Origin of the sequence: Exiguobacterium sp. SH3S1, assembly GCF_004337105.1 — a bacterium.
GTDB lineage: Bacteria > Bacillota > Bacilli > Exiguobacteriales > Exiguobacteriaceae > Exiguobacterium > Exiguobacterium aurantiacum_A.
In genome coordinates this window covers 23,749-50,299 of sequence record NZ_SJUW01000005.1, presented here as the reverse complement: position 1 = coordinate 50,299, position 26,551 = coordinate 23,749, and the positions used below count along the sequence as shown (strand labels likewise).

The following is a 26,551-nucleotide window of genomic DNA, read 5'->3' as shown; positions in this document are numbered from 1 at the left end:
AAAAACGGGTCCTCCTAAGAGGGCCCGTTTATTGATGAAGTTCAGGATGGTCGTTCAGAATCTGTACGCGCAACTGCTTCATCTTCGTGATGATTTGCGAACGTGTCTCCCGGAACGCTTCGATCGGCTGACCGGAAGGGTCATCGAGCCCCCAGTCGTCCCGATATGTCGTCGGTACGTACGGACACTCGACCCCGCAACCCATCGTGATCAAATAGTCGAGCCGGTCCGGAATCTCGTCAAGCCGTTTCGGATGTTGTCCCGACGGATCAAGACCGATCTCCCGGACGGCCTCGAGTGCGAGCGGCTTTACTTCCGGATAATCTTCCGTGCCGGCTGAATGGACGCGGGCGATATCTCCGAGCACATCGCGTCCGATTGCCTCTGCCATTTGAGAGCGGCATGAATTATGAATACATACGAATGCAACTTCAACCATGAGTTTTCAGTCTCCTTTATCGGTTTGGTCAGATTTTCTATCGGTTTCCTCGGGCAAGACTCTTTTGAGCGTCTGCTCCATCTTCGCTGCTAAACTTTCAGAGAAGCGGAACAAGACGATGCCGATGATGGCGGAAACGAAAATGTATAACCCGACGAACAAGTTGATGGCCCCGTTCGAGAGGGCGGTGAAAAGAATCGAGAATTCGCCTCGAGGTGCGAGCGAGAAACCGGCCTCGTTCGCTTGAATCCGCGTCAAGCCGTACAGCCTGCCGCCGACACGCCCGACGATCCACTTCGACAGCACGCCCCAGACGATCAACACAAAGAAGAGAGTGTTGATGATCACTCCTTGCTCGAGGTTGATTGAGATTCCGAATGAGATGAAAAAAATCGGTAAGAATAAGTCGCGGACCGGCACGGTCAGACGTTTTAACGGTCTGACGTCGTGAATGCCGGCCAACATGATTCCGGCGATGAACGCCCCGAGTATCTCCGATAATCCGAATATCATGCCGATGCCCGCGAAGAACAAGATCAAGCCGATCAAGCCGATGCTCGCATCGTCCTGAAGTAGCATATGCTTCGCGATCTTCGGTTGTTTCGTGACGAAGCGTGAGCCGACAAATAACAAAACACCGAACACGAGAAAACCGACGAACACTTTGCCGATGTCAGAGAAAGCGATCGGTTCGTCTTGAATGATGAACGGAGCGACGGTCAAGATGAGCGGTGCGAAGATGTCTTCAAAGATGAGCAAGGCGAGCACGAATTCTTTAATATCTTCGTGCTTGTCCGTGTTCCGTTCGAGCAACCGGGCCGAGATGGACGAGCTCGTCGCATAAAGGACGGCCCCGATCAAGAAAGCTTGCGAAAAATCGAGCCCGAACAGCAAAGCGATGCCGATGGTGACACCGAACGCGAGCGCGATGTCTAAAACGCCTGCTTTCCACACTTGTTTCATCCGCTTGACGAGCTCTGTTAACGGGAACTTCAGTCCGAGCAAGAAAAACAATAAGATGATCCCGATCTCACCGGCGACCTTGAACACTTCGTTCCCATCCCAGAAGAAGCCGACGGCGACCCCAATCGCGATAAATGCCAATATACTCGGGAAGAAAAATCGCTCGAAGATGAGGCTAAGAACGGAGATGACGGTCAGTCCTAAACCGAGTAAAATGATAATATTCAATAAATCCATACGTCACCCCTTTGTGACTAGTCGCCGTCCGCGGCGACTAGTCTTGATTCCACTGATATTCCATGCCGACCGATTCCGGCCGCGAGTAGTCAAAACCGAAATGTTTGTACAGCCCGTCGGCCGGGATATCGGCAATTAAGCTGATGATGGCCGTTTCGTCCGCTTCTTTCAAGATCCAGTCCATCAAATGTTCCATAATCAGCTTCCCGAGCCCAAGGCCTTGGCAATCCGGGTCGACGACGATATCGGCCAGATGGAATACCATCCCCCCGTCCCCGACGACGCGACCCATGCCGACCATCTCATCGTTTCTATATAAGCACACACCGAATAGCGTGTTGGCCAGTCCTTTGATTGTCCCTTTGTCTGAACGCTTTGGCATTCCCGCCTTGACCCTGAGCTGTTGATGTTGCTCCGGTGTCGGTGTTTCAATCCTTACCTCGACTTCGTTTACCATAAGATGAGTCCCCCTCCACACAAGTTGTAATCGTTTTCCCGCTATATTGAATTCATAAACCTTGATTTCATAAAGCCTTTGTCCGAATAATGAAAGAAAATGGAAAGGGTGTGGCGGCTAAATGTTTGAGAACCAATCGATTTTGCCCGCGCTTCGTGATATGCGAGATGTGGAAATTTTTCTAAAAAGTGAATTCGCCATCGGCGTCTTGCTCGAGATCCACATATCGCGTCTCGATGCGGTCTTTCAGTTGCTTGAGACGCACGGCAAGCAGGTCTTCGTCCATCTCGACTTGATCCAAGGATTGAAGGCCGACGAGTTCGCGACCGAATATATTTGTCAGTCGTATAAACCGTACGGTATCATCTCGACGAAAGGAAATGTGATCCTAAAAGCGAAACAAAAACATGTCAAGACGGTGCAACGCCTATTTTTGATTGATTCGAGCTCGCTCGAAAAAAGCTATCGGTTAATCAATCGGACGCAACCTGATTATATCGAGGTCTTGCCGGGACTCGTCCCTAAGTACATCCGGCTCGTCAAAGAACAGACGGGGATCCCGGTGTTCGCGGGCGGCTTGATTTCGTCGCTTGACGAAGTTGAGCAAGCACTCGCGGCCGGAGCGACGGTCGCGACGACGTCCGATCAAGCACTTTGGCGTGCGGCAGGACTTAAGTAAGCACATTCCGGGTAAATGATGTCGAGGAGGGATAGAAGATGAAACAGACAATGATCATTACAGGAGTCAGTCAAGGGATTGGTTACGCGCTCGCGCATCATTTTGCGGAGTCTTATCGCGTCATCGGACTCGACATCGGAGAGGACCCGTTGCTTCGTGATGTGACGTTCATGCAGATGGATTTAGGCAACCATGAGGACGTGTCCAACACTTTCAAGAAGATTGGACAAGACTTTGGTGTCGCGCATATTCTCATCAATAATGGGGGCGTGTCGTCACTTGAGACCCCGATCGAAGAGTTGGACGTCGAGACGTTTAAACATGTCATCGATGTCAACCTTGTCGGGACGTTTGCTTGTTCAAAAGCATTTTTGACGCTAAATAAAGGCGCGGAGTATGGACGCATCATCAATCTCGCTTCGACGCGTGCGCACCAAAACGAACCGGACTGGGAAGCGTACGGAGCGTCAAAAGGTGGGATTGTCGCATTGACCAATTCGATGGCCGTCTCGCTCGCGGCTCGACCGGTCACGGTGAACGCGATCAGCCCAGGTTGGATCCATACGTCCGACGACCCGTTGCGAGACGTCGACCATCGTCAACATCCGTCGGGCCGGGTCGGTACGACGACAGATATCGTCCGTGCCGTTACGTACTTGATCGATCCGATGAACGATTTCGTGAACGGACATAACCTCGTCGTCGATGGTGGAATGACAAAGAAAATGATTTACGAGTCTTGATGAAGTCTGCCGGTAGGACCATTACCCTATATTTTAAATGCGGATGTGAGTGATAAGTCCTAGTCATGGGTATAACAGGAAGGAGTGAGTAAACAAATTTGAAGGGGGAAACGTCGTGCACCAGCTGATCGAAGAGGCTTTACGCTTTGCGGCCGTCCGTCATGACGGGCAGTTTCGCAAAGGGACGAACATTCCGTATGTGACCCACCCGGTCGCCGTCTCGATGTTGCTCGTCGAAGACCGACAACCGATTCCGGTCGTAGCGTCCGGACTGCTCCATGACTTACTAGAAGACACGCTGACGACGGCCGAGGAGATTGAACAGGAGTTCGGACGAGAAGTCGCCCGGTTAGTCCAAGCCGTCTCGGAACCGGGGAAGCATCACTCGTGGGAAGAACGTAAGCGGATGACGATTCAGAAAGTGCACACGCTCCAGTATGATGAAGTCGCGCTTCTAGCGGCAGACAAGTTACATAATCTGCGCTCGATCCGACTCGACATTGAGCGTGAAGGCAAGCAGGTGTGGGGACGGTTCAAGCGACCGCTTCGTGATCAGTCTTGGTACTATCATGAGCTGCTCCACGCGCTCCAACCTTTCAGTCAGACGACGAGTTTGATCGATGAATTTGAGATCGAGTTGAATTTGCTGTTCTACGGTGTCGAAGAAGGCCGTGACGAGAAGTTGAACAAACTGTTCGATGTGATCGGGCATGGGTTCCACGAAGACGATTGGCTCCAAGAGTCGTCGACGCTTTGTCAAACTGCTTACGAGTTGAACGAGTCGATGCGGGAAGGCTATCGTCACGGCTCTGAAGCGGAACAGGTCGAGCTCGAGATGCTGAAAGACCAACTGCAAGCAAGCGGTCTTAGACAAGACTTGTCAATTCCCGTCTTGCAAGCAATCAACGAATTATCTTACCGGGCCGCGCTCCGGTCTGAGGACGTCATCACGTTGTTGAAGTGAAATGATTGTCAAGTGACCTTGAACGTGTTATATTCATCGTGAACATGAGAAGGGGAGTAGCGACCACGAACGTGGTCGATGGGTCGTCATTACGGTGCATGTGCACTCGGTCCATCGAGCTTCTTACCAAGTCCGCAAGACCTTTTTATGGATGCTTTTTTGGCGTCCATAAAAAGGTCTTTTTGAATTCATGAAAAGGGGAGAAAAATTTATATGGTATTTATTTACTTTATTTTGGCCGCTGCGATTACAGTGTATGCTGCCATCAAATTATCGACGTACGCTGATGTCATCAGTGAGAAGTCGACGATGAGCGGGATGCTCGTCGGGACGGTCCTGTTAGCCGGGGCGACGTCACTTCCGGAAGTGACGACGAGCGTATCCGCCGTCTTGATCAACAACCCAGATATCGCCATCGGGAACATGCTCGGTTCGAACTTGTTCAACATCTTCATTTTGGCGATGTTCGATCTATTTTATCGTCAAAAGCGGCTGTTCAATGACGCGAGTCGAGACCACCTATATACGGCCAGTCTCGGATTGATGTTGACGCTCGTCACGATGGTCGCGCTTCTGATCCGGATTGATTATACGGTACTAGGAATTGGCATTGACGCGATATTAATTGCCGTCTTGTATGCGATTGGGATTTACTATATCGGGAAGCGGCCTCAAGAGCCGACGGCCGAACGCGAAGTCGAGCAAGAAGTCGGTGCGAGTGTCACTGATACGATTTCAGTGAAACAAGCCGGCGTCGGGTTCGTTATCGCGGCACTCGTCATCATGGCGGCCGGGACGGCGCTGTCGATCACGGGTGACCAGATCGCTGTCGTCACAGGACTCGGCTCAAGCTTCGTCGGTAGTTTCTTGATTGCGGCGTCGACGTCGCTGCCTGAAGCGGTCGCGGTATTCGTCGCCTTGAAACTCGGTAACGTCAACTTGGCGTTCGGCTCGATCCTAGGGAGTAACATCTTCAACATGCTCATCATCGCCATGTCGGACGTATTTTATCAGAACGGGTCGATTTTAGCGGATGTGTCGGCATCACACTTGGTCACGGCCATCGGGATCACGATCCTATCGATTTTGGTCATGTACAGCGTGCTTCGACAAGACGTGACATCGAAAGTCAGATACGCCCTTCCTTCGGTTCTCGTCGTTTTTGTCTACGCCGTTTCTTCCTATCTCATCTTTACCGGATGAATCATCAGCTCGTTGATTTGACGTGATGGCGCAAAGCCATCACGTTTTTTTCTTGTCCCGGTATCACTTTCGTCTGACTGGGGTATAAGAGGAAAGAAGGAGGGGTGGCGATGCAAATGCATGCCGTGGAACGTTTAGACGACTATGTCGTGTTAATACCGGCCTATAACCCTGACCAGGCGCTCGTCACACTGGTCCGGGAGTTGAAAGACAAAGGGTTCGTCCATGTCATCATCGTGAACGACGGTAGTGCCGATACGTGCCGCGTCGTGTTCGATGACGTAAAGGCGGACGTCTCCGCTGTGCTCGAGCATGAACAAAACGCCGGCAAAGGCGCAGCGCTAAAGACCGGGCTCCGTCACATCGTCGACGCATATCCTGAGACGACCGGCGTGATCACCGTCGATGCGGACGGACAACATCTGCCGGCGGACGTCTGTAACCTGTACGATGAAGGGGTGAAGTGGCCGCATCATCTGATCATGGGCTGTCGTGATTTCTCGTCGCCTGCGATTCCGTTCCGGAGCCGGTTCGGCAATCAAATGACGAGATTTGTTATGTTGCTCGGCAGCGGTCTCCGGCTGAACGACACACAGACCGGACTTCGGGCGATTCCGCTCCGCTACGCCAAGCAACTGATTGATATTCCGGGCAACCGCTATGAGTTCGAGATGAACATGTTGACGTTCACGAAACGACTGCAAGTACCGATTCATCAAACACCGATCGAAACGGTATACATTGACGAGAACGCGTCCTCACATTTTCGTCCAGTCATCGATTCGATTCTTATTTATCGAATGTTTTTGGCCTATTCCCTATCATCAGTCGCTTCATTCTTAATGGACATCGGCGTCTACGCGTTGTTGATCTTCTTATTGAATCCATGGTTCGAATCAGTCCATGTCATCGTGGCGACGGTTTTGGCGCGCATCGTGTCTTCGTTATTCAATTATTACGTCAACCGGAAAGTCGTCTTCAAATCGAAAGCGAAGCGCTCGATGTTGAAATACTTTGGGTTGGTCGCTGTGCAGATGGCGCTGTCGGCGAGTCTCGTCTACGTGTTGTTCCTTGTGTTTCGGGACGGCGAGGTCATCCTCAAGGTCGCCGTCGACAGCGGATTGTTCGTATTGAGTTACTACGTCCAAAAGAGATGGATCTTCAAACGCTGAAAGGCCCGACAGCTGTCGGGCCTTTCGTCAATAAGCGAGCGTTCCGAGTTTGACCGACGTGTAGCGGTGCAACTCGCGCACGTCGGCGATCCCGGTCTTGACCATCATATCGCGCATGAGCAGGGCGCAGACGCGGGCGTCCTCGGCGGCATCGTGGTGGATGAACGGAACGTTCAAATGCTCGGCCATCGTGTTCAACTTATGGTTCGGTAGCCCCGGATAGAGCTTGCGGGACAACTTGACGGTACAGCCGTATTCAATCGTCGGGAAAGAGAACAAGTCGTACTTGGCGATCGCTTTTCGGAGCGCGCCCATGTCGAACGCGGCGTTATGGGCCATGACGACGTCGACGGCGTTCAGAATCGGGTAGAGCTGTTCGAGCACTTCGGGTAATGCTGGGGCGTCCCAGACGTCGCTCGGGCGAATCCCGTGGACGCGAATATTGCCTTGGTCAAAGTCTTCCTCAGGATTGACGAGCCATTGGTTCGTCTCGACGACTTCACCGTCTGTCAGTAGACTCCAACCGACAGAGCAGATGCTCCGACTGTCGCGATTGGCCGTCTCGACATCGATGGCTAGAATAGAATGTGGCATAAAAGTTCCTCTCTTCTCAAAAAATCTGTACAAAAAAAGTCTAACACAAGGTTAGACGGGAAAGCGATCATGCGGCCGAGAGATGCCGGCACGCCTCGGCGCAGCGCAAGCAAGCTTCAGAGCAACGTTGGCAATGGTCGTACAAGTGACGCCCGCATTCGACGGCACACGTATCACACACTTGCGCACAGAGCGCCGCGATCGGTCTTGTGAACGCCGAGTCGGTTTCGAGCGCGTTCAAGGTGAGCGTGGCGACTTCGGCGCATTCTTTCGTCAACCGGATGCATTCCGAGACCATCAGCAGATCTTCTTCTTGTAAACATTTCGAGAAGCAATGATTGCTCGCTCGGATACAATCGATCACGGCCAAAATCGTCTCTTCGACAGCGGCTCGGTTCATTGGAAGTCCCCCTTAAGATAAATGATGTCTTACAATCATTACCCGGTTCGTGTCGACTTAAACCGAGGCGGGGACACGAAAAAAGTCGGTCCACATCAGTGGACCGACTTAAGGAATGGAGCATAGCGGGCTCGAACCGCTGACCTCCACGCTGCCAGCGTGGCGCTCTCCCAGCTGAGCTAATGCCCCGTTGGAAATTATTATATCATTCTAATAAATGATTTGGCAACAAGAAAAACGAAAGAACTTTGAAAATCATTTTTGAAGTTTATTGGGCGCTAGAGCCGGGAAGAACAGACAGAATGTTATATTAAGAAAGCAGGTGCAACATATGGAGATGATTTTGCTGGCGCTACTGCCCGCACTCATGTGGGGGAGTATCCCGCTTATCGTATCTATTGTCGGCGGCAAGCCGATTCAACAATTGGTCGGCACGACGATCGGCGCGATGGTAATGGCGACTGTCATCGCGCTCGTCTTCAAACCAGAGTTCACGACGCTCGCGATCGTGACTGGTTTCATATCGGGTGTGTTCTGGGCGCTCGGACAATACCTTCAATTCCAGTCATTCCAAATTTTGAGCGTCTCGAAAGCGATGCCAATCAGTACAGGGATGCAGCTTGTCGGGACATCACTGTTCGGGGTCATCGTCCTTGGGGACTGGAAGACGCCGACTGAACTATGGCTCGGCTTCTCGGCCCTCGTCTTGATCATCATCGGGGCCGTCATGACGTCATATCAACAACATAAAGAATCTGACAGCAGTAGTGCTTTGAAAAAAGGGCTACTCGTGCTGCTCGTTTCGAGCATCGGTTACGTGACGTACGCCGTCCTCACCAACTACTTTGAGGTCGATGGCATCACCGCCATCCTACCGCAGTCACTCGGGATGTTCATCGCCGCGCTCTTGTTCAGTCTTCGTGAAAAAGATGTGAAAAAGTTTGATCCGAAGACGTTCAAGAACATCTTCGCCGGGCTTGCCTGGGGGATCGGGAACTTCGGGTTGTTCGTCTCGAGCGGAGAAGTCGGCATCGCCACGTCGTTCGCACTGTCTCAACTGAACGTCGTCGTCGCGACACTCGGTGGCATTTACTTGCTAAAAGAAGAAAAGACGTCGAAAGAACGCGTCTTCGTGTTTATGGGGATCGGTCTGATCGTGGTCGCCGGTTTTATGTTAGGGCTCGCGAAGAGCTAAAAAAACGACGGGTATGAGGCCCGTCGTTGTCAGCTTGTCCACGTCTGGTCGATGAACTCGTCACGGCCAGATTGTTTCCGGTCCGCTTTATAGTGGGCCGGATTTTTTTTATGATAATCTTGATGATAGTCTTCGGCCGGGTAAAAGACGTCAGCCGGTAAGATTTTCGTCACAATCGGTTGTTTGAACTTTCCGCTCGCAGCGAGCGCGTCGCGGCTCTGTTCTGCTTTCACGCGTTGTTCTTCCGTATGATAGAAGATGGCGGGCGCATATTGTTGCCCGCGGTCTTGGAACTGGCCGCCGTCGTCGGTCGGGTCAGTCTGAATCCAATACAGTTCGAGCAAGCGCTCATACGCGAACTGAGACGGATCGAACGTGATCTCGACGACCTCGTAATGACCGCTCGTGCCTGTCTTGACGTCTTTATACGTCGGATTGTCGACGTGTCCGCCCGTATAGCCGGATACGATGCCTTCGATGCCTGGCTGTTCCTCGAACGGTGTCACCATGCACCAAAAACAACCGCCTGCGAATGTAGCTTTTTCCAAAATAAAATCCCCCTCATGTTCATTCCAAAAAAAGCGCCCATGTCATCGACATGAGCGTTTTGTCATATCGTCCAAGGCGATGCCTTGCTGGAAGTAGCACCTTGCCGAAGCAGGTTGCTGTGAAGTCATAGAGCCAGGTCTCTCGTTCACTCAAGATATCGATATGTAGTTGGTGACAGCATCATATCATCTGTCTCGTTTAAACGTCAACGATTTGGTGTGCGCCGAAGTTGAAATAGCGTGGCACCAACAATCAAGATAATGAGGGCGATGGACGCAGGGAATGCCCACGGCAAATCATCCCCGAACAATTGTAGAAAGAACAGGGCGAACACGGACAGTAAAACAAGGATGTAAGAGCGGGACATGGCTACCTCCAATAACGTTTCTTCTAGTGTATCAAGTTGCACATCCAATGGCGATAAAAAGAAGGGGATTCGATGCATTCAGCGAATACCGAATAACATTGCCTATAAGGAGGGAATTGGATGCAAGACTTATTTGAACTAGACATCGAGACCGCACAGTGCGGCTATAAAGAAGGGACGTTCACGGCCCGGGACGTGACGGCCTACTATTTGACACGGATCGCTAGCTTGAACGATAAACTGAAAGCGGTCATCCAAGTGAACCCGGACGCGTTGTTCGAGGCGGAGGCGGCCGACCGTGCCTACCGACGCGGAGACCGGCTGCCACTCCTCGGTATTCCCGTTTTACTCAAGGACAACATCGAGACGGCGGGACTCATGAGGACGACTGCCGGCGCCGTGGCGCTCGAGCATCACTTTGCGGGTCGTGACGCTGAACTCGTCCGCCGCCTCCGTGAGCATGGGGCGGTCATTCTCGGCAAAACCAACTTATCGGAATGGGCCAATTTTTTGACGGAGGACATGCCGAACGGATGGAGCGGGGTCGGTGGCCAGACGCTCAATCCGTATGGTGACAATCTCGACGTCGGCGGTTCGAGCTCTGGCTCGGCGGCTGCCGTTGCGGCGAACTTGACGATGCTCGCCGTCGGCAGCGAGACGAGCGGGTCGATCATCCATCCGAGCGTCCATAACGGCATCGTCGGCATCAAACCGACGGTCGGGCTCATCAGCCGGAGTGGGATTATCCCGATTTCGCGGTCGCAAGATACGGCCGGTCCGATGGCGCGGACGCTCCGCGACGCGGTGCTCGCACTAGAAGCGATGTGCGGGGAAGACGACTCGGACCCGGCGACGACACATCTGCCGGCCGGTCCACCGTACCGGACGTGTCTCGACGAGCGTCAAGCCGTCGGCATGCGCGTCGGTTTCGTGAAGGCGGAACTGTCGGATGAAGAACAGACGCTCTATCAAGAAGCGCTGGCGTTACTCAAAGCGAGCGGGGTCGAGCTCGTCGAAGTCGACCTGCCGTCAAACGACGGACTTGACCAAGGCGACGTCCTCTACCATGAGTTCAAGCTCGGGATTGAGGCGTATTTGGCGACGACAGCGCTCCCATATGAAACGCTCAAGGACTTGATGGACTGGAACAAGCGTCACCCGGAAACGATCCCGCATGGACAAGTTACGTTCGAGAAAGCGAATCAGTTATTAGGGCGTTTGACCGAGTCGAGCTACCTAGAGCGACGCTTAGCCGACGTCCGGCACGCGAAAACGGACGGCCTCGATCGTTTATTGATGGAACAAACGCTTCACGCCCTGGCGTTGCCACACGACTTGAATTACGATATGGCGGCGAAGGCAGGGCACCCGACGGTCACGATCCCATACAAGCTCAAACAGAGCGGGGCACCTTTCGGGCTGTCATTCACGGGTACGAGCTATGCGGAACGAGACCTCATCCGCATCGCCTACGCGTTCGAACGCCACGTGACGCGTCCGATCCCGCCTATGTAAGAACGTTGCACCTGTCGCTCACGTCCGCTACAATGGTACGTATGCGGATTGAAGAAAGGACAGATTACAATGAAATCATCTATATATGGGCTGACATTTGATCAGCTGTCGGACGCTTGCGTATCTTGGGGATACAGTGCCTACCACGCCAGACAAATATGGGACTCGCTTTACATCGACCGTGTCAGACGGCTCGACGAGATCGCGGTTCGTCCCGAAGTGCGCGAACAGCTTGAGGCGAACTATGCGCTGACGACACAAGAACTGTTCGTCAAACAAGAAGCGGGTGACGGCACGGTCAAATTCTTACTTAAACTGCACGACGGGCATTATATCGAAACGGTGCTCATGCGCCATAAGTATGGACGTTCCGTCTGTGTGACGACACAAGTCGGGTGCAACATCGGCTGTAGTTTCTGTGCGAGCGGCCTCTTGAAGAAAACACGCGACTTGACGGCCGGCGAGGTCGTCGAACAGATCATGACCGTCCAACACTATTTAGACGAGGTCGGTGAAGATGACCGCGTCAGCCACATCGTCGTCATGGGAATCGGGGAGCCGTTCGATAACTTTGATAACTTGGTCGACTTCCTCCGTGTCGTCAAAGACGAGCGCGGTCTCGCGATCGCTCCTCGTAAAATCAACGTCTCGACGAGTGGGCTCGCCGACAAGATCTACAAGTTCGCGGACCTTGACCTGCGCATCAACTTGGCCCTCTCGCTGCACGCGCCAAACGATGCGCTGCGGACGAGAATCATGAAGATCAACCGGGCGTTCCCGCTCGATAAACTGATGCCGGCGATCCGTTACTACGTCGAGAAGACGAATAAACGGATCACGTTCGAGTACATCTTGCTCTCGAAAGTGAACGACTTGCCAGAACATGCCGAAGAACTCGCGGCGTTGATCAATGACATCAAAGACAAGTCTTACGTCAACTTGATCCCATACAACCCGGTCAACGAGCACATCCAGTACGAACGGAGTACGACCGAGGACATCATGGCGTTTTACGACGTCTTGAAAAAACGGGGCATCAATACGGGCGTGCGTCTCGAGCACGGGACCGATATCGATGCGGCATGCGGTCAATTACGCAGTAAACAAATGAACGTCGAAGGCGCCAAATAAACGAGCGCTCCGAATCGAAACCGATTCGGAGCGCTTTTATCGTGCCCGGGCGTATAATGCGTCAAACGAGAAATATCTTTAAACATTTTTGTGAATGATGAATAGTCCTTACCCCCTCAGGGAATAGTCTTTTGATATCAAAGCAGAGAGTGGAGGCAATTCAATGGAGACAGTAAACGCTACGTTATGGATTCGAGTCAGAAACACGCTCGGGGAAGGGCCTTGCTGGGACGCTGAACTGAAGCGGTTCTACTGGGTCGATATCGAAGGGCACGCGCTCTGGTGGTACGATGAGAAAGAAGATGAATTATCTTCGTTTGATATGGGACAGCAGGTCGGGTTTGTCGTCCCTAAAGTGACCGACGGCGTGATCGTCGGATTGAAGGATGGTATCTATGAGTGGGATGAAACGTCGAAACAACTCGATAAACTCGTCGAACTTGATGACCCGGAAGGTGTCCTTCGCTTCAACGATGGGAAAGCCGACCCGTACGGTCGTGTCTTCGCCGGGACGCTCCACTTAAAAGACGAGTCTGAGCAGGCGACGTTGTTCCGCTTGAACCGCGACGGCACGACCGAGGTCATGTTGAGCGGATTGACGTTATCGAACGGGTTGACGTGGTCACCTGACCATACGTCGTTTTACCATATCGATACGCCGACCGAGACGGTTCGCAAGTTCCCGTTCGATTTGAAAACGGGCACGCTCGGGGAAGGTGAGGTCGTCATTGATTTCAAGAATGAGGACGGGTTCCCGGACGGCATGACGTCGGATGAAGACGGCTTTTTATGGATTGCCCACTTTGCAGGCGGGCGCGTCACGCGGTGGAATCCGGAGACGGGTGAAAAAGTGCTTGAAGTCATCGTCCCGGCGCCGAACGTCACGTCGTGTAGTTTTATCGGGGATGACTTAAAACAATTGGCAATCACGACGGCACGGGAAGGCATGGACGACGAGGCGCTCGCCGCTCATCCGGATGCGGGTTCGGTCTTCAAGATCGATACGGACGTGAAAGGGATGCCACTTTATCGGTTTGGTCGTTAAGGAGGGAAGGCTATGGTGAAGCGATTGCTCGTGCGAGCGGGAATCGGATTGGCACTAGCGGCGGTGGCTCGGGTCGGGATTCAAAAGATATTGGACGACCGGGCCCGGAAAGAAGACCATACGTATCTTGAACCAAAGTGGGACGAGACGCCGAGTGTGGATGCCGATAAGGATGATGACGAGGTCGGATTGACGCAACTTGATTCGATTTACCGGGCCGATTGGCAAGCGAACACGTATCCTCGCTCTGAGGCAGAACGGAAAGCGTTAGAAGAATAACCGGTACGAAGAACATATCCAGAGCTTTTTCTTCGGCCGTCGAGGCCTCAGAAAAAGACATATGGCCGCTAGATGGCGACCGTTTGCGTTGCTCGTTCGATGGCGCCCCGACTCCCGCAGGAAAGCAATCCAACGGAGACCCAGCAGCGACGCGAGTCGCGATGCGGCTCCGGGATTGCCTGCGGAAAGCATGGGCGCCGGAAGGACGAGCGATAACAATCATGTTAGTCAACAAGAAAACACGCTCCTTTTGAGCGTGTATTTTTGTTGACAACGGACGTGATCCCGTTCATTATCTAAAAAGTAATGATTACGATTTAAAGGTGGTATACATCATGAAACGAATTCCGATCACAGTCTTGTCCGGATATTTGGGAAGTGGCAAGACGACGTTGCTCAATCATATGTTGAACAATCGGGACGGTAAAAAATATGCCGTCATCGTGAACGATATGAGTGAACTGAACATCGATGAGCGATTGATTGAAGGGGCGGGCTTTTCGCGGACGGACGAGAAGTTGGTGGAGCTGTCTAACGGTTGCATCTGCTGCACGTTGCGAGAAGATTTACTCGAGGCGGTCAGCGAGATCGCGACTGACCGACAGCTCGACGGCATCATCATCGAGTCGTCAGGCATCTCAGAACCGATCCCGGTCGCGCAGACGTTTACATATGCGGATGAAGCCTTGGGTATCGACTTGACGAGCCGGGTGTATGTTGACGCGATGGTGACGGTCGTCGACGCATATCGATTTTTAAAAGATTTCAATTCGGGCGAATCGCTGCATGAACGTAAACAGGCTGTCGGCACGGATGACGTCCGTGAAGTCGTCGATCTACTCGTCGACCAAGTCGAGTTTGCCGACATCATCGTCCTCAACAAGGCGGACCGGGTCACGGAAGCCGAACTGAATGAGATTGCGGGTCTGCTTCGTGCGCTAAACCCAGCAGCGAGGTTACTGACAAGCACATACGGCAACGTGAGTTTGTCTGACATTTTAAACGTGAACCTGTTCGACTTTGACCAGGCGATGCACGCCGCCGGATGGATCCAAGAGCTCGAGACAGACGACCATACCCCTGAAACCGAAGAATACGGCATCAGTTCATTCGTCTATCGCCGCCGCCGTCCGTTCCATCCCGAGCGGTTGCTCGCGTGGATCGAACAGTTCCCGGAAGAAATCGTCCGGGCCAAAGGGTTTTTATGGATCGCTTCTCGGAGCGACATCGCCTGCTTGTTCTCACAAGCGGGGTACGCGTCGACGCTCGAACACGCCGGCCGCTGGTTGGCGACACTCCCGGAAGTAGAGCGACAGCAGATGTTTGCCGCCGAACCAGAGCTCGAGACGGATTACATCGAGCCGTATGGGGATCGACAGACCGAGCTCGTGTTAATCGGTCAGCGGATGGACCGTGAGCCTGTCGAGCGTGAACTCGACCGTTGTCTGCTGTCGGATGAGGAGATGGCGTCAGATTGGTCGACGCTCTCGGACAACTTGCCGGGATATGACGCGGTACGGACATACGAATAAGAGACAAAACAGGACGACTCATTTCGAGTCGTCCTGTTTTGTCTCTTTCAAGATCTTAAATTTCGGTTTGATCGATTCGTTATTGAACGCTTCGAGTATCGTATTTTCGTTGGCCATGCGAATTTGTTGCGGTTCGCCTTTTGACGTCGTACCGATACAATACATGCTCGCCTCATGCTCGGCGAATAACGTCTTGTACAGTGTGGAATGGTGCATGAGGCGTCCGGGTGAGCCCCAACCGACGATGATCATGCCGCCGCTCGTCTCGACCTCGTCGAGCGTCTCTTCCACGTAATGAAAATTCACTTCGTCGAGTTGGGACTCGACGTAGGGTAGGTTGTCATTGATGGCGAGCGTCGGGACGAGACTGATGACGCGCATCTCGCGGATCGGTTTGTCCAAATGGTTCCGCATGAGCATGTAGGCACGTTGAGATGTCGTACCTGATAAGAACGCATCGCTCATCCGTGGAGAATAGATGATGACGGCACAAATTACCCCATCGACGACATCGGTGAATTCATACGTTCGCATGTAACGCTTTGTCTTGTCTTCGTTAAATATCGATTTGACTCGAATCGTCACTTCCTCGATATGCGTGTTCATGTTGTTTCCTCACTTTAACCAAATAGTGCCGGGTCATGCCCAGCCTGCGAACCAATCGAGATACCGGATCGTATACCGGGCGACCTGCTGCGTTGTCGTCGTCGCGTCACCAGGCAGTAACGACAGCTCGTCCTGGTACTGCTCATAAAAGGACATGACGTCTGACACGTACTGGTCACTCCGGTTGTATTCAAAGATGGCGTTTTGAATCGAGTCGACCGAATCAGTCGTCTGCCCGCCGTGCTCGCTCAAATAGTAAGCGGCGGCATGGGCCGAGTCGACCAAACTATGAGGGTCGGCCTTGCCGTCATCATCCCCGTCTCGGCCTAAGCCGCCGTACTGCTCAATCAGCGTCAAGTCGGTCAAATCGACTTCGTCTTCCGGGACATCACCTTTTTGGTCATCCGTATCGTACTGCCAACCGAGCCACGTCCGCGGCATAAATTGGAACGGTCCGATCGCGCCGACCGAAGAGCGCATCGATGAACTGTGCGAGAAGATCGTCTCGACACGGTGGACGGCGGCGAGTAGCCGCCAATCGACGTCATAGGTGGCCGCGGCTTCCTTGTAGACGTCTTGGTGGACCGCCGGGATACCGTGGTCACCGTAATAGGCCCGGTAGAGGGCGTTGTTCACTTTATCATGTTGACCAAACCAGCCGATTGCGCCGAGGCACAGCACGATCACAAGCATTACGCCGGTCAGTCGCAGCATCATTCGTTTCAAGATTCCGCCTCCTAGCTTTCTAGACAATACCCGAATAGTGTAGCATATAGCTAACAGGAAGGACAGGAGAGGATATAGATGCTTGAACAGGTCGTCTTTACGATTATTCTTGCGTATTTATTGATCGTACAACTATTCAACGCCCGGCTCGTGAAGCCGATGATCGAGGCGCTCGGGAGAACCCGTGTCTATGAAGAGACGATCAAGTCGGCATGGGGGCTGAGCCTGCTCTTACTAGCGCTCGTCTTCTTGTTCCAAGTCCCGCCGGAAGCGGTCGGTCTCGGGTTCGCGCCGCCGGATGGGGACGGGCGCGCCTGGCAGTATTTCTTCTTTTCGACCATAGTCATCTCAGGTCTCATCGCGTTCTATTTGCTCGTCAAGACGTCGGCCGCGTTACGGACAAAGCTTCGGCCGTTTTACGGGCTTGAGATTGAACGGTTGCTCCTTCCGCGCACGACCGACGAAGCGAGGGCGTGGGGCGCAGTATCGTTCACGGCCGGGGCGACCGAAGAGTTCATATTCCGCGGCGTCCTCTTGTATACGATTTCTTTATACACGGACGTCCCGGATGCGACGCTCGCCATCATCGGGGGCGGGCTGTTCGGTCTGGCCCATGCGTACCAGGGTCCGAAAGGGGTTGTCACGACGGGCCTTGTCGGTTTCCTGTTCGGCTATTTATATTTGGCGATGGGAATGTTGTGGCCGCTGATCCTCATCCATACGTTGCTCGACTTGATCGCCGGGCCGATTCACGTCACCGACGCAAAAACTGACTGACAGCGTTCTCGTAGGCAGGTTGGTCTTTTAAGATGCAATTCGTATGCTCGGCACCGTGAATGAGTGCGAGCGCGTTCTGACGGTTGAGTGCGTTCATCTCGACGGACATCCAGGTCGGGACAAAGTCGTCTTTCGTGCCATGGATGAACAGCACCGGTGCAGTGATTGATGCGAGCGCTGCTTTTGGTCGGACTTGCCGCATCGTGAACCGGGCCCGACTCCACAAGAAGTAATCGATACCGGGCAACAACAAGTCACCCGGTAAGCGATGCAGCACGTTCAATTGGTAGCGCATGAGTTGCCTCATGTCATCGAACGGGCACTCGGCAATCAAAAAATCCACATCAGTGAGCGGGCCGGCCTGAAGAATCGTCGCGGCACCCATCGATACGCCGTGGAGCCCGACTTGATCGACCGTCTCATGGTCACGTAACCACTCGACCCAGTCGACGATGTCATGTTTCTCGTGGTATCCGTACGAGGCGTACACCCCTTCCGACTCTCCGTGTGAGCGCAAGTCGACCGCAAGCAAGTTATAGCCGAGCCGGTGGAACATCGCCAAGTGCGGTGCCATAAAGCTGTGGGAGGCCGTATAACCGTGGACAAAAACAACCCACTTTTTATGATTATTGTTCCGATAGACCCGGCCATACAGACGGTAGCCGTCACGGGAACGGAGGGAGACGTGCTCGAACGGCACGTCGTGATAAAAGGATTGATCTTCTTTCGTATAGGGTGCTAAGAGCATCTCGGGCGTCTTACGTTTTCCGCGAGTCATCCGCTTGAACGCGTAATAACTGACGGCGTAATAGCCTGTGAACAAAGTCGCGAGACCGTACTTCCATTTTTTCTGCATATAAAACCGCTCCCTTCTCCATTATTGTACCCGAAACGAATCGTTTCGTTCACGTTCGAGTTACTAATGTCCGAGCATATGTGACCGAATTGTCTATGGAAGTGTGAACAAGGATATTTGCCCCGTGAGTCGTTTGACATTATGCTGAAACGGCAGAAACGAAGGAGGCGGATGGACGTGACGCGTGAAGCGATGTATCGGATGATTCAAGCTTGTTTAATGGGGCGGACGGATTACGTGACCGAAGAGGGGATCAGCATCTATCACCGGGGGACGCACGAGACCACACATTTGTCGCCTGTGCTCGATGCGTTGATCGAATGTTACTTGACCGGGACAACTCGCAGCATTCATCTGTCGCTACATACGCTCGCGGTAACCGCAGGCGTCAAACCAGATGAGGCGATGCGGGCGCTCCTGGCGTTATCCGACGTCTTCCTCGTCTCACACCATATCGAAGAGAGGCTCCTGAAGATTCAACAGATTGACACCGATGTGATGCGTACGTTATCCGTTCACATCACGTTCAGCGCCTGGTTGTCCTATCATCTCGACCTCATCCGTCATCCGGAAAAGCATCGGGTGGGTTGATGAACACTTCAACACGCGGTCATAGATACTGAAAGAAGAGGAGCGTCATCCCTTCCGGGTCGGCGCTCCTCTTCTCATAATCAGTTAAAGTTTTTCAATCTCCCCGATCAGAAGCGGGGATTCCCCATGCTAGCGCCCCCGATTAAGCCGTTAGTGTGCGAGCATGTTACAGCGTTTCGAGCTGACCGTCTCGTAGACGGAGCACCCGGTCGCACACATCAAGCATGCGCTCATCGTGGGTGATGACGATCACTCGTTTGTTCCGTTCATGCGCCGCTGCGGCGAGACGCTCCATAACGAGGCGGCCGTTCGTATAATCGAGACTTGCTGTCGGTTCATCAGCCAACAGGAGCAACGGGTCATTGATGAGCGCGCGGGCCACAGCGACCCGTTGCCGTTCGCCGCCGGAGAGACGATTCGGCAACTCGTTCAATCGATGGCCGAGTCCGAAATCTGTCAACAGCTGTTTCGCGTCGCCGTCTGTGTCACTTTCCGCCTGAATGAGTGCAAGTTGTTCAATGACCGTCAAATACGGGACGAGGTGGGCGTCTTGAAAGACGAACCCGATCTCATTGAGGCGTAACTTCCGTCTCGCTTCTTCGTCGAGTGTAAATACATCGACCGTATCGAGATAGAGTGCCCCGGCATCCGGCTGTTTCAATAACCCGAGAATTTGCAGGAGCGTACTCTTCCCGCTACCGCTCGGTCCGACGATCCCGATGCACTCACCAGGAGAGACGGTCAAGTCGATCCCAGACAAAATCGGTTGTTCATATGCGTGATGAATGCCAGTCAGTTTCATGTCATTCGACCTCCTAAGGCGTCAGCTGCGTCGAGCCGGCGTAGTGTTTGTAGTGGCAAGATCGTCCCAAGGAGCGAGATGAGGACGAAGAGTGCGCTAAAGAGCATCACGTTCGCAAGCTCAAATTGAAATGGAATCGCTTCTGGGACGATACGTGTCGACAGCCATGTGATCAATGACGCGACGCCGCTCGCAAAGACGACGGTGACGAACACTTGGCTGACTAGCGCTGTGCCGATCGAACGTGTCCGAATGCCGATTGCTTTTAAAATCCCGAGCTCTGGCAACTTTTGTAGCGTCACCATATAGAAGAATGCTGTCAAGATGAATGCGCCGATTACTAATAGAAAACCGCGCATCATATCGAACGTGCCTTGTTCGGCCGAATAGCCAGGAACGGACTCGATGATTTCTTGTTTCGTGTACGCGGAGAGGGACGTGTCGCCTTCTCCAAGTAAAGCAGACACGTAAGTCGGACCACCGGCCGCCTGTTGATAGGCGGCCCATGTCTCCATCGTCGTCCAGACGACCGGGGCGTGGCTGAACCGTCCATCCGTCACGCCGGCGATGGTGAAGCGATACCCACTCGTGAAATCTTCGACCGTATCTCCAACGACAAATGTCTCAAGAAAACTCGGGTCGACGAGCACTTCCCCGACGGCGAGGTCGAGTGACGGTCCAACCGACGAATCGGCCGGCAAGGCGAAAACGGTCGCATCGACTTTCGTCTCGTTCACGAACGTGAGCGGTTTGACGGCAAGGGGTGTCAAACCGTCCGTTGGCGCTTGTTCGATGAACGATCGCGTCAATTGACCTTCCGCGTCAGCGGACAAGTGAAACGTGTCTGTATCAAGTTCACGTACGGTCGCACCGTTATCGTAAGCGAGCCCATCGGCGAGTCCGGTGATCAGCGTCGTCAACAAGACGATGAGCAGCGTGATCACAAAAATGAGCGAGAACCTCCGTTTTTGACGCCACATTTCTTTCAGTCCTAACTCCATAAAAAAACCTCCTTCATGTCGATGAAGGAAGCATAGCTGACGAACATGAACGGAATATGAACAAACCTACAAGCGAACGATAAAGACGCTGCCACGCCCGAGCTCTGAAGTGACGAGGAGCTCCCCGCCGTGCAAGCGGACGATGTCATTCGCGATCGCGAGCCCGAGTCCGGTGCCGCGACTCGTCCGGGACAGATCGGCTTTATAGAAGCGTTCGAACAAGCGAGCCTTTGTCGCATCGTCCATGCCGACACCTTCGTCTTGGATCGAGACGGTCGGACGTGTCTCCTCGTAGGCCCGGATCGTGATCATCCCGCCCTCATGTGAGGCATGAATCGCATTGGACAACAAGTTGGACCAAACTTGCGACAACAAGACGGGGTCGCCTGTGACGACGAGCGACGCATCGAGATCCGTCGTGACGGCGACTCCTTTTTGATCGAGTTCGAACGCGTGCATGCGAATCACGTCTTCGATGGAGCGGCTAATCGCGACCTCGGTCTGGAGAGACACGTTGGCCTCATCTAGACGGGCGAGCATCAACAGCTGTTTGGTCAACCCTGACAGACGTTCCGTCTCATTCCGGATGATCGTCGCATATTCTTTCGCCTCGCCTGTGGACTGATCGGCCAGAATATTCGCATAGCCTGTGAGTGAAGTGAGCGGTGATTGGAATTCGTGCGATACGTTCGAGACGAATCGTCGACGTTCACCTTCTGACTTTTCGAGTGAATCGACCATGTGGGCGAAACGACGTGCGAGCGTACCGATCTCATCATGACGATTGAGCGGGAGCGAGCTCGGGCGCTCTCCGGAGGCGACAGAGCTCGTCGCAGCCGTGAGGATTTTAAGCGGCCGGACGAGCAGCGTGGTCGCCAAGGCGATCAAGATGAAAGCCGAAGCGGTCAGAACGGCGAAAAATAGTCCGACGAACAGATGAAGCTCACGAATTTGGGCACCTAAGTCCGGACGTAGGAAGACGGCATCATCCCCGTCAGCCCCTGCGACGTTGAAGCCGTACGTATTGATGACCTCGTTATCGAACAGACCGAGCAAAAACAAATGGAACGGGTAATCGCGCATCCCTTCATAGGCGATGCCCGAGCGGACCGCATCGATCGTTTCGTCATCGATCGTCTCGTCCCGGAACGTGCCACCGTAACGCATGATGCGATCGTCAGGTTTGACGACGAACAGTTGGTAGCCGCTTTGAGCGAGCAACGAATAAAATGCGGTCTCGTCCTGATCGGTATGATTGTCAAAGTAGCCGCGCGCGGAACTTGCCATCTGTTCAGTCTTCGCGCTATACGATGGCTGCCACCATGTGTAATAGGCGACGTTACTGACGAGCAGGGCGATGGCACCCGACAAGAGTAAAATCATGAACACGGTCACGACGATTCGCGAATAGAGCGATCTCATGGCTTCACCTCGAGCGTGTAGCCGATGCCCCGGACGGTTCGGATCATGACCGTCTCATCAGGTAGGCGGCTACGGAGCCGTTTGATGTGGACGTCGATCGTCCGGTCGTCACCGTCAAACTCTAACCCCCACACGTTCTCGATCAGCTCGTCGCGACTGAACACGCGTCCCGGAAAGGCCGCGAGCTGATACAACAGCTCAAATTCGCGTTTTGGCAGGTGAATCGTCTCTTGATTAAAGGTGAGGCGATGTTCCCGGAGATTTAACGTGAGCGGCCCGGCCTTGATCAATGAGGCGGCGACTTTTTCATACCGTTTCGCCACGGCTTGAAGCCGGAATAATAGTTCTTCCGGAATGAACGGTTTTGTCATGTAGTCATCGGCGCCATGCTCGAACCCGCTCCGTTTGTCTTCCCATTCCCCGAGCGCCGTCAGCAAAATGACGGGGATGTCCACGAGCTCCTTCAAGCGATGACACAACTGTCGCCCGTCCATCCCGGGCAACATGATGTCGATGACGGCGGCGTCGGCCGGGTTCGATAAAAACAATTGCTCAGCCGCGTGTCCGTCCATGGCGACCGACACGTGATGTCCGGCCTGCCGCAGCGTCCCTTCAATGAGGCGCAAGATGGCCGGGTCGTCTTCTACGATCAATACGTGCATATCCCTCTTCCTTTCCATATGGCGACCACGGTGAAAACAGGTGGCTTCGGATTACCCGAGGCCACCTGTCAAGACACGGTCACGTCGCTTTCGTCAATTCGGTGTGAAGTGATCGCAGCGCCCGTAAAAAGGCGTCTTTAAAGTATTTGTCTTCTTTCACTTCGAGTGTCTCGACGGCGGCCGCGTCACCGGCGCTTGCTTTGACGAGCAGGTTGACGACCGTATTCCAGCGTTTCACATGTTCAGGTCTAGGATGGTTCAATGCTTGGGTCAGTGTGAACCAATACGGCTGGTCGCGTCGTTGTAGCGTGGCGATCATTTGTTTGGCCGTCTTCGCTTCGTCTTCGGTCGGCAGGGTGGCCGTATCGAACCAGCCGAGCAGTCCCGCGCTCATCGCCTCGAACTGGACCAACATGTCGGCGTCAATCGGTTCGCGCCCGAACTCGGAAATATTGACGAAAACGAGCCGGTCTTTGCGGTCGAGATGGGTGATCCAGCCTTTGACGGATTTAAGCTTGTCTTTTTCTTTCGACTGGGCTTTGATCGTGTACCCGTTCAATTTCCCGATATAGATGCGGAATTGCCCGCGATCGAGTTGTTTGTCGACTTTGAATTCGACATCTTGTCCGATCGTGAACGGTGAGTTTTGCTTGTTTAACGTCTCACCTTTCTTCAATTCCGGACGTCTGACGATGTAACGGAGCGCTTCCTGCTCGGTCCGGTCGTCGAGCGTCCATAAGTTATGAGGGGTAACATTTTTAAAGCGATGGCGGCGTACGAAAATGTACTGGTCGAGCGCCTCGACGGCGTCCGCGGCAGGACGTTTTCCGGACAAGTAGTCGTCTGCGATGTCGCGAAGTGTCAGCGATTCGAGCCGGTCGATATGTCCGGCGTAAGGGACGCTCCCGACGACAAACAGGGCGGTCGCGATCAATTCGCTTTCACGAGGGGTCAAAGGGCGTTTGGCCATAGTGCACTTCCTCTCTTGATTCATATCTTTAGTATAACAAAAACAGATTTCATCATGTTGTGCGAATCGAGCCGTTGGAAAATTTGTACAGGTATACAGGATTTCGGCATTTTATTCCGAATAGTTGTTAACATAGACGGATCAGTGGAGATTGAGATGAGGTGAAGAGATGAAGCTGTCGATTGAGTCTGGGGATTATGTCGTATTGATCGAAATCAATAAAGAAGTGTTGAAATGTACGTCGCTTGAACAAGCCGATTATGTGGACCGGGATCGCTATGAATTGGTCGGACGGATGAGTGAACGGCTCCCGGCTGAAGTGATCGTCCCTTCGATCATCGACTATATCCGCTTTGGAAGTGGCTATATCGGTGACAATATCGTCTGGAATAAAGAGACGGAGTCATTCTTCTGTCAACAGTTTGAAACGATTGACGGTTCGCCGCTCGGTGAAGATTTAGATGGTTTTACACCGGACCCTTACCGGACGGAGTTGGCCCGGTATTATACGTACTTGACGATCGGTAAAATTATCGATTTTGAGATGGAACATCCTGATGAGCCGGACTACTGGTAAACCGTCAGAAAAATGTCACAACCTTTTTTTAAGAAAAAAGGGAAATCCGTCGTAAAATTTGAGATAATGGGTAAATCTTAGGAAGTTTGGAATGGAGCGTAAGGCGATGAAAAAAATTCTTCTACTGACGGCTTTGACGTTACTCGTGCCTTCGACTGCCGGTGCGTCTAAGCCGGTGTTGTTAGAGAAGCATGGGTACGTTGTGACAGAGCCGCGGGTCGGGAACCAATATTACATCAAGCAGACCGGTACCGATTTAGCGTGGAACACGACCCGTGGGGCGTCAGACATTGTCGTCGCCTTGATCGATTCATCTGCAGACCGGAGCCATAAAGAGCTCTATAACGTACCACGAGTCGTCAATTCGATTAAAGGGCCATACAGTGTCGACTATCACGGCACGCACACGGCCGGAATCATGTCGGGACTGCACAATAAATTTGGGATGGCCGGTCTCGCACCGAACGTCCGCTATCATTTCTATAACGTCTTCTACGGGAAGAACTCAGAGTTCACGGATTCGTGGACGGTCGCCAAAGCCGTCGACACGGCCGTTGCCAAAGGTGCGAACATCATCAATTTGTCACTCGGGGGACAGGATTACGATAAAGTGCTCGCCGACTCGATCCGCCGGGCCCGGGCGAAAGGTGTCGTCATCGTCGCCTCGTCTGGAAATGACGGCGCGAAGACTTCTTTCCCCGCCAATATGAAAGAAGTCATCGCCGTCGGAGCGGTCGATGCGAATCGCCGTGTCGCCTCGTTCAGCAACATGGATAGCCAAGTGAAAATCGTCGCACCGGGCGTGAACATTTTATCGCTCGGCGTCAAGAACAGTTTTATCTACATGGATGGGACATCGATGGCGGCGCCGATGGTCTCGTCTGGGCTTGCGCTCGTCAAGTCGGTCAATCCGTATTTGACACCGGCTGAGATCGAGGGACTGCTTCAAAAAATGCCTCGCGTCAGCGGGAAGACGTACACCGAACTGAACACGAAGCGGTTGCTTGACGCGACGCCGCGTCCGGTCACGATCACGTCACCAGCGACGCTACGGAACCGTTATGTGACGGAGGCGAAGCTGGCTCTTTCGAACAAACCGAACTTGAAGACGTCTTATTACCTCTATCAGGGAACGCGCAAAGTGAAGACGTTGACCGCAAACAATCCGGCTTTTACCATGTTCGCCGGTGGGGACTGGCTCCCGAGCGGGCAGTACCGTCTAGCCGCGGTCGTGACGGACGGGAAATTTAAACGTTCAGCCAGTCGTTCGTTCACGTACGTGAACCCGGTCAAACCGTCCGTGGCGATCAAAGTGGCCGATGCGCAGACGTTCGAACTGACGACGACGCGCAAAGGGACCGTCACCGTGCTCGATAAAGACAATCAAGTCGTCTATGAGGCACTGCATATACCGGGAACGTTTCCGGTTCGTAAAAGTACCGCCGAAGGCCTTACCGTCCTCTTGAAACCGACCGACATCTCCGAAAAAGTCGTCTCGACGAAGTATGCCCCGGCATTACCTGTCGTCGAAGAAACGACGGACACGACTGAAGAGATATAAAAAAATGCCCGCATCTCCGACAGACGAGTCGAAAGATGCGGGCGTTTTTCATTCAATCCATTATTGGTCGATCGTGATGGCTTCACCGCTCCAGCGGATATTCGCTTCTAAGACGTTGCCGTTGTCGTCGATGTGTTCAAAACTTAGCTTCCCGTCGATGATGATTTCACATAGACCGACGCGAACGGCGTCGCTCCAAACGCGTCGCGTCTGTTTCGACGCGTCGAATAAAGGAATCGATTCAGGAAAACGTTCCTGTAAATGGGCCAAGTTATGGTGATCGAAGTGATAAGCGCGTTTAGACAATTCATTCGGTCCTTTAATGTCAAACGGCTCAAATCCTCGGACGAGTCGATTTTTACGGTAGAAGGCGAATACGCCGTTGTTCGGGTGGAGCGCTTTAATGTCATCGATCTCGATCACATAGGTCAGTCGTTGGATCCAACCTTTCTTTGCATCTTGACGCATCAAAATCCCTCCTTGTTCAATGGAACACGCCTTATTTTAGCGCTGACGCCAATGAAAATCAAGTTCGG

At 53.2% G+C, this 26,551-nt stretch carries 31 protein-coding genes, 1 tRNA gene and 1 riboswitch; of the genes, 15 read left to right on the top strand and 17 right to left on the bottom strand.

The window, feature by feature from the left end:
- Nucleotides 1-28: 28 nt before the first annotated feature.
- Genes EVJ26_RS07040 through EVJ26_RS07030 form a run of 3 tightly spaced genes read right to left on the bottom strand, consistent with a single transcriptional unit; the run spans nt 29 to nt 2,096 of the window.
- Entirely contained in the window at nt 29-439 is a 411-nt protein-coding gene (locus tag EVJ26_RS07040) for an arsenate reductase ArsC (RefSeq protein WP_131458724.1), read from the bottom strand.
- A gap of 6 nt (nt 440-445) precedes the next feature.
- Nucleotides 446-1,639: a cation:proton antiporter gene (locus EVJ26_RS07035; protein WP_131458725.1), complete on the bottom strand. Its 1,194-nt coding sequence runs from the start codon at nt 1,637-1,639 to the stop codon at nt 446-448.
- A gap of 37 nt (nt 1,640-1,676) precedes the next feature.
- Nucleotides 1,677-2,096 carry a GNAT family N-acetyltransferase gene (locus EVJ26_RS07030; protein ID WP_070327182.1) on the bottom strand — a complete coding sequence of 140 codons (420 nt, stop codon included), beginning with the start codon at nt 2,094-2,096 and terminating at the stop codon, nt 1,677-1,679.
- A 121-nt stretch (nt 2,097-2,217) separates the two neighbouring features.
- Here EVJ26_RS07030 and EVJ26_RS07025 point away from each other — a divergent pair, with 121 nt between their 5' ends.
- The 5 genes from EVJ26_RS07025 to EVJ26_RS07005 all read left to right on the top strand — a co-directional run bounded on the left by EVJ26_RS07025 (nt 2,218) and on the right by EVJ26_RS07005 (nt 6,857).
- Complete coding sequence (locus tag EVJ26_RS07025; RefSeq protein WP_131458726.1) at nt 2,218-2,775, top strand: glycerol-3-phosphate responsive antiterminator; 558 nt, start codon at nt 2,218-2,220, stop codon at nt 2,773-2,775.
- 38 nt (nt 2,776-2,813) lie between these two features.
- Nucleotides 2,814-3,518, top strand: coding sequence for an SDR family NAD(P)-dependent oxidoreductase (locus tag EVJ26_RS07020; RefSeq protein ID WP_131458727.1), 705 nt, complete (start codon nt 2,814-2,816; stop codon nt 3,516-3,518).
- A gap of 115 nt (nt 3,519-3,633) precedes the next feature.
- Complete coding sequence (locus tag EVJ26_RS07015) at nt 3,634-4,482, top strand: HD domain-containing protein (RefSeq protein ID WP_131458728.1); 849 nt, start codon at nt 3,634-3,636, stop codon at nt 4,480-4,482.
- Nucleotides 4,483-4,695: 213 nt separating this feature from the next.
- Nucleotides 4,696-5,685: a sodium:calcium antiporter gene (locus EVJ26_RS07010; protein WP_131458729.1), complete on the top strand. Its 990-nt coding sequence runs from the start codon at nt 4,696-4,698 to the stop codon at nt 5,683-5,685.
- A 110-nt stretch (nt 5,686-5,795) separates the two neighbouring features.
- Nucleotides 5,796-6,857 carry a bifunctional glycosyltransferase family 2/GtrA family protein gene (locus EVJ26_RS07005; protein WP_131470164.1) on the top strand — a complete coding sequence of 354 codons (1,062 nt, stop codon included), beginning with the start codon at nt 5,796-5,798 and terminating at the stop codon, nt 6,855-6,857.
- Between the two features lie 27 nt (nt 6,858-6,884).
- Here EVJ26_RS07005 and EVJ26_RS07000 read toward each other — a convergent pair whose 3' ends face one another.
- The 3 genes from EVJ26_RS07000 to EVJ26_RS06990 all read right to left on the bottom strand — a co-directional run bounded on the left by EVJ26_RS07000 (nt 6,885) and on the right by EVJ26_RS06990 (nt 8,040).
- Nucleotides 6,885-7,451 (bottom strand): 3'-5' exonuclease, encoded by a 567-nt coding sequence (locus EVJ26_RS07000; protein WP_131470163.1) that lies wholly within the window; start codon nt 7,449-7,451, stop codon nt 6,885-6,887.
- Between the two features lie 67 nt (nt 7,452-7,518).
- A complete protein-coding gene (locus EVJ26_RS06995) occupies nt 7,519-7,851 on the bottom strand; it encodes a four-helix bundle copper-binding protein (RefSeq protein ID WP_131458732.1) in 333 nt (110 codons plus the stop codon).
- A gap of 116 nt (nt 7,852-7,967) precedes the next feature.
- Nucleotides 7,968-8,040: transfer RNA gene (locus EVJ26_RS06990), tRNA-Ala, on the bottom strand.
- Nucleotides 8,041-8,182: 142 nt separating this feature from the next.
- On the opposite strand from EVJ26_RS06990, the gene EVJ26_RS06985 reads away from it, so the two are divergent.
- Nucleotides 8,183-9,046, top strand: coding sequence for a GRP family sugar transporter (locus EVJ26_RS06985; RefSeq protein ID WP_131458733.1), 864 nt, complete (start codon nt 8,183-8,185; stop codon nt 9,044-9,046).
- A gap of 29 nt (nt 9,047-9,075) precedes the next feature.
- Here EVJ26_RS06985 and msrA read toward each other — a convergent pair whose 3' ends face one another.
- Complete coding sequence (msrA, locus tag EVJ26_RS06980) at nt 9,076-9,594, bottom strand: peptide-methionine (S)-S-oxide reductase MsrA (RefSeq protein WP_131458734.1); 519 nt, start codon at nt 9,592-9,594, stop codon at nt 9,076-9,078.
- 62 nt (nt 9,595-9,656) lie between these two features.
- Nucleotides 9,657-9,756: riboswitch (SAM riboswitch) on the bottom strand.
- Between the two features lie 44 nt (nt 9,757-9,800).
- Nucleotides 9,801-9,962, bottom strand: coding sequence for a hypothetical protein (locus EVJ26_RS14465; protein ID WP_173647367.1), 162 nt, complete (start codon nt 9,960-9,962; stop codon nt 9,801-9,803).
- A 120-nt stretch (nt 9,963-10,082) separates the two neighbouring features.
- Between EVJ26_RS14465 and EVJ26_RS06975 the strand changes: the two genes are divergently transcribed.
- From EVJ26_RS06975 to EVJ26_RS06955, 5 genes are all read left to right on the top strand, one after another.
- Nucleotides 10,083-11,477: an amidase family protein gene (locus EVJ26_RS06975; RefSeq protein WP_131458735.1), complete on the top strand. Its 1,395-nt coding sequence runs from the start codon at nt 10,083-10,085 to the stop codon at nt 11,475-11,477.
- Nucleotides 11,478-11,546: 69 nt separating this feature from the next.
- Nucleotides 11,547-12,608 (top strand): dual-specificity RNA methyltransferase RlmN, encoded by a 1,062-nt coding sequence (rlmN, locus tag EVJ26_RS06970; RefSeq protein ID WP_131458736.1) that lies wholly within the window; start codon nt 11,547-11,549, stop codon nt 12,606-12,608.
- Nucleotides 12,609-12,771: 163 nt separating this feature from the next.
- Entirely contained in the window at nt 12,772-13,653 is an 882-nt protein-coding gene (locus EVJ26_RS06965) for an SMP-30/gluconolactonase/LRE family protein (protein ID WP_070327194.1), read from the top strand.
- A gap of 12 nt (nt 13,654-13,665) precedes the next feature.
- The gene (locus EVJ26_RS06960; protein ID WP_131458737.1) at nt 13,666-13,932 is read left to right on the top strand and encodes a hypothetical protein; all 267 of its coding nucleotides are present in this window, start codon (nt 13,666-13,668) and stop codon (nt 13,930-13,932) included.
- A 335-nt stretch (nt 13,933-14,267) separates the two neighbouring features.
- On the top strand, nt 14,268-15,464 hold the full coding sequence (locus tag EVJ26_RS06955) for a GTP-binding protein (protein ID WP_131458003.1): 1,197 nt from the start codon (nt 14,268-14,270) through the stop codon (nt 15,462-15,464).
- 18 nt (nt 15,465-15,482) lie between these two features.
- On the opposite strand, the gene EVJ26_RS06950 is transcribed toward EVJ26_RS06955, so the two are convergent.
- The gene (locus EVJ26_RS06950) at nt 15,483-16,070 is read right to left on the bottom strand and encodes a DUF1643 domain-containing protein (RefSeq protein ID WP_131458004.1); all 588 of its coding nucleotides are present in this window, start codon (nt 16,068-16,070) and stop codon (nt 15,483-15,485) included.
- A gap of 33 nt (nt 16,071-16,103) precedes the next feature.
- A complete protein-coding gene (locus EVJ26_RS06945; RefSeq protein ID WP_236633385.1) occupies nt 16,104-16,787 on the bottom strand; it encodes a lysozyme family protein in 684 nt (227 codons plus the stop codon).
- A gap of 87 nt (nt 16,788-16,874) precedes the next feature.
- On the opposite strand from EVJ26_RS06945, the gene EVJ26_RS06940 reads away from it, so the two are divergent.
- Nucleotides 16,875-17,573, top strand: a complete 699-nt coding sequence (locus tag EVJ26_RS06940; RefSeq protein ID WP_131458005.1) for a CPBP family intramembrane glutamic endopeptidase — start codon at nt 16,875-16,877, stop codon at nt 17,571-17,573.
- Here EVJ26_RS06940 and EVJ26_RS06935 read toward each other — a convergent pair.
- Nucleotides 17,551-18,429, bottom strand: coding sequence for an alpha/beta hydrolase (locus EVJ26_RS06935; RefSeq protein ID WP_131458006.1), 879 nt, complete (start codon nt 18,427-18,429; stop codon nt 17,551-17,553). The genes EVJ26_RS06940 and EVJ26_RS06935 overlap by 23 nt on opposite strands.
- Before the next feature lie 171 nt (nt 18,430-18,600).
- Here EVJ26_RS06935 and EVJ26_RS06930 point away from each other — a divergent pair, with 171 nt between their 5' ends.
- Nucleotides 18,601-19,020: a hypothetical protein gene (locus EVJ26_RS06930; RefSeq protein ID WP_131470162.1), complete on the top strand. Its 420-nt coding sequence runs from the start codon at nt 18,601-18,603 to the stop codon at nt 19,018-19,020.
- Between the two features lie 166 nt (nt 19,021-19,186).
- Here EVJ26_RS06930 and EVJ26_RS06925 read toward each other — a convergent pair whose 3' ends face one another.
- From EVJ26_RS06925 to EVJ26_RS06905, 5 genes are all read right to left on the bottom strand, one after another.
- The gene (locus EVJ26_RS06925; RefSeq protein ID WP_131469444.1) at nt 19,187-19,822 is read right to left on the bottom strand and encodes an ABC transporter ATP-binding protein; all 636 of its coding nucleotides are present in this window, start codon (nt 19,820-19,822) and stop codon (nt 19,187-19,189) included.
- Nucleotides 19,819-20,823 carry an ABC transporter permease gene (locus EVJ26_RS06920; RefSeq protein WP_131458009.1) on the bottom strand — a complete coding sequence of 335 codons (1,005 nt, stop codon included), beginning with the start codon at nt 20,821-20,823 and terminating at the stop codon, nt 19,819-19,821. Before EVJ26_RS06920 ends, EVJ26_RS06925 begins: the two co-directional genes overlap by 4 nt.
- 66 nt (nt 20,824-20,889) lie before the next feature.
- Complete coding sequence (locus EVJ26_RS06915) at nt 20,890-22,245, bottom strand: sensor histidine kinase (protein ID WP_131458010.1); 1,356 nt, start codon at nt 22,243-22,245, stop codon at nt 20,890-20,892.
- Nucleotides 22,242-22,907, bottom strand: coding sequence for a response regulator transcription factor (locus tag EVJ26_RS06910; RefSeq protein WP_131458011.1), 666 nt, complete (start codon nt 22,905-22,907; stop codon nt 22,242-22,244). The genes EVJ26_RS06915 and EVJ26_RS06910 overlap by 4 nt, the downstream gene beginning before the upstream one ends.
- Nucleotides 22,908-22,986: 79 nt before the next feature.
- Nucleotides 22,987-23,877, bottom strand: a complete 891-nt coding sequence (locus EVJ26_RS06905; RefSeq protein ID WP_131458012.1) for a hypothetical protein — start codon at nt 23,875-23,877, stop codon at nt 22,987-22,989.
- Between the two features lie 169 nt (nt 23,878-24,046).
- Between EVJ26_RS06905 and EVJ26_RS06900 the strand changes: the two genes are divergently transcribed.
- Nucleotides 24,047-24,454 (top strand): hypothetical protein, encoded by a 408-nt coding sequence (locus EVJ26_RS06900; RefSeq protein WP_070327208.1) that lies wholly within the window; start codon nt 24,047-24,049, stop codon nt 24,452-24,454.
- Between the two features lie 106 nt (nt 24,455-24,560).
- A complete protein-coding gene (locus EVJ26_RS06895) occupies nt 24,561-26,015 on the top strand; it encodes a S8 family peptidase (RefSeq protein WP_236635524.1) in 1,455 nt (484 codons plus the stop codon).
- Between the two features lie 60 nt (nt 26,016-26,075).
- On the opposite strand, the gene EVJ26_RS06890 is transcribed toward EVJ26_RS06895, so the two are convergent.
- Entirely contained in the window at nt 26,076-26,483 is a 408-nt protein-coding gene (locus tag EVJ26_RS06890) for a hypothetical protein (RefSeq protein WP_131440798.1), read from the bottom strand.
- Between the last annotated feature and the right edge of the window lie 68 nt (nt 26,484-26,551).